The sequence below is a fragment of the Fastidiosibacter lacustris genome (assembly GCF_003428155.1).
Lineage (GTDB): Bacteria > Pseudomonadota > Gammaproteobacteria > Francisellales > Francisellaceae > Caedibacter > Caedibacter lacustris.
The window spans coordinates 1-2,377 of the sequence record NZ_QLIR01000040.1 but is presented as its reverse complement, the minus strand read 5'-3'; the positions used below and the strand labels follow the sequence as shown (position 1 = coordinate 2,377).

Annotated in this window: 3 protein-coding genes and 2 pseudogenes; 1 reads left to right on the top strand and 4 read right to left on the bottom strand. The window is 36.2% G+C overall.

The window, feature by feature from the left end; translation table 11 throughout:
• Positions 1–220: 220 nt before the first annotated feature.
• The 3 genes and pseudogenes from DNJ77_RS09735 to DNJ77_RS09725 form a co-directional block, all read right to left on the bottom strand.
• On the bottom strand, positions 221–475 hold the full coding sequence (locus DNJ77_RS09735; protein ID WP_239986794.1) for a type II toxin-antitoxin system RelE family toxin: 255 nt from the start codon (positions 473–475) through the stop codon (positions 221–223).
• Entirely contained in the window at positions 468–680 is a 213-nt protein-coding gene (locus DNJ77_RS09730; RefSeq protein ID WP_116964864.1) for a CopG family transcriptional regulator, read from the bottom strand. Before DNJ77_RS09730 ends, DNJ77_RS09735 begins: the two co-directional genes overlap by 8 nt.
• Positions 681–773: 93 nt before the next feature.
• A pseudogene (locus tag DNJ77_RS09725) lies at positions 774–1,658 on the bottom strand (IS982 family transposase).
• Between the two features lie 278 nt (positions 1,659–1,936).
• Here DNJ77_RS09725 and DNJ77_RS10280 point away from each other — a divergent pair.
• A complete protein-coding gene (locus tag DNJ77_RS10280) occupies positions 1,937–2,230 on the top strand; it encodes a prepilin peptidase (protein WP_116964863.1) in 294 nt (97 codons plus the stop codon).
• Here the strand turns inward: DNJ77_RS10280 and DNJ77_RS09715 are convergent.
• Positions 2,223–2,377: pseudogene (locus DNJ77_RS09715) on the bottom strand (IS5/IS1182 family transposase); the annotation flags it as partial. The gene DNJ77_RS10280 and the pseudogene DNJ77_RS09715 overlap by 8 nt on opposite strands.

The following is a 2,377-nucleotide window of genomic DNA, read 5'->3' as shown; positions in this document are numbered from 1 at the left end:
TATCTGGCTACGTGAAAAATTGAATACAATTGCTTTACGCATTCAGAAAGCCAGGGCTATTACTAATAGTTTGTTGACTCAATAGCATTCAGACCATACTATTAACACGACAATTTCCCTTGGTAATTAGTCCGACACTTTACCTTGGTAATGACACTTATACACATGATAAGTACCTACAGTATTTAATCAAGTGTTTTTAGGTACTTTAGTTGCTTTTTCAGTTATATACATTTTCTCTTTTTGAAACTTTAACTACAAGCAGGATTAACTCATTATCCTTGATTTCCACAATGATTCTATATTTTCCTATTCGATAACGCCATAGACCATGAAGATTTCCGGATAACTGCTTCCCTTTTTCCCTTGGATTATGTTTTAATTCATTTATATAACCTTTAATTCTAACAAGCACTGTTTTGTCAATTTTCTTTAAATCTTTAATCGCTTGTTTTGTAAATTTAACCTCAAACACCCAACTCTCTCCAAGCGTCATTTTCGGATATGTAATCACTCGGCTTGGTTTTTTCTAAGACACTAATCGCTGCATAGATATCTTCAAAATCCTCAAGTCGATCTTCAAGTGCTTTATTAATAAAAAATACCATCGGCTTATCTGTTGCTTTTGATAAATCTCTAAGCTTGCTCTCTAATTCAGGTTTAAGTCTAATGCTTAACATGATGTATTACCTCATAATATGATGTAATACATATTTTAGAATAAAAAGATATTTAACTCAAATAATACCTAATAATACGCCATGTTTAACTTTTTAAATCCCCAATTTTTCAAACTGTATGGCTGAATAACCTTCACTCTTGCATATGACAGCACTAACGGTATGCGCAAGTACCTTTCTGGCAATTCGCTTCGTTAAATGCCAGCAATCGCGAGCACGAACTTTCTCAATGTTAAAACGTTCAGTTAATTGACCAATAACAGTTTCCACTCGCCTACGAGTAGATATAATTCAGCGATTGGCATCTTTTCCTCGGCTAGCTGTCATATTTCCCCCTTGTATGGGTCTGCAAGTCAATACCAGTCTCCAACCTGAAATCTTTTTGATAATCCTCTGACCAATCAAACCTTTATCAGCAAGTAATAAGCCTTGAATGCCAGGCACAATTTCATAGAGCGATTCCCTTTCGTCAATATGAGTCGCTATCACCGTCATCCCTGTAATAACGCCTTCTAAGCTAACGCATATATTACCCTTGAAGCCATAATATGTTTCCTCCTTGGAAGCACAGTATCCATAAGTGGCTATACCCCTGAAAACTTTACTTGAACGTGCTCGTTTAAAATGACACACAGGGATTGGAAAGCCATCTGCCAAATGGATAGGATCCGCAAAAGCACTTAGCTGCCTTGCCAGAACCTGCTGTATTTGTTGATGAACCTGCCATAAATTTGCAGATTGCTTCACATAGTTACTACGACTACCAAGCCCTGGAAACCAGGCTTGCCAGTGCGTTTTAAAGTATTGCCATATACCCTTGTCTGTGTTCTTGCCCATAAACTCTCCTACAATATCCATTGTAATCACTTCTGCATCTGAAAGCTTTGGTGCAAAGCCTCGAGCTCTTAAAGGTCGCTCTTTTATCAGCTTTTTTAATTCATTATCTACCAAAGAATGGTTTATATAATTTACACGGATTAAGGCACGCCTATGCCCAAACACGCTATCATCAAATTGTAGATACTCAGAGAAGTGGCAAAGGCTGGGATTCACCTATCGCAGGCGGACCCAAACGTCATCAATTAACTTCTGCACAAAGAAAAGTCGATAGAGATGCCCGAATGATTATCTCAAATGAGCTTGGTCATTCAAGAGTTGCGATTGTTAAAAATTACATAGGCTGACAATGAATATATTTATAAACAGCTCTGGGGAATTCTATATTGCAGGCATAGTCTTTATAGCAATCGTTACTCTTGGCGTTTGGCAGTTTTCTCAATGTTATTATTTATCGTTTGCCTGAAGGAATGGACAAAGGTAAAAAAGCCAGCCTTTTAGCACCTTCTGCTTGCCCATCATGCAATATATCGATTAAACCTTTTGATAATATACTTATAATCAGTTATCTCATACTGAAAGGCAAGTGTCGTCAATATAAAAGTAAAATTCTATTAAGCTATTTAGCAGTTGAATTCATCACCACTATGATATGTATTTGCACATTCATTACTAATGGTTTTACATTAGAGTTTTTTCCAAACCTCAATTAGTCAATTCAAAGTTGTAAATTCCCGTTATTAAATTAAATCGAAGTCCAAACCTTTTTCGTCTATTCCGATATTTGTCGGCAATAATTTTAAAACGTTTTAACATGCCTATTACGTTTTCATTTAGTACACGGAGACTGGATAATTTTC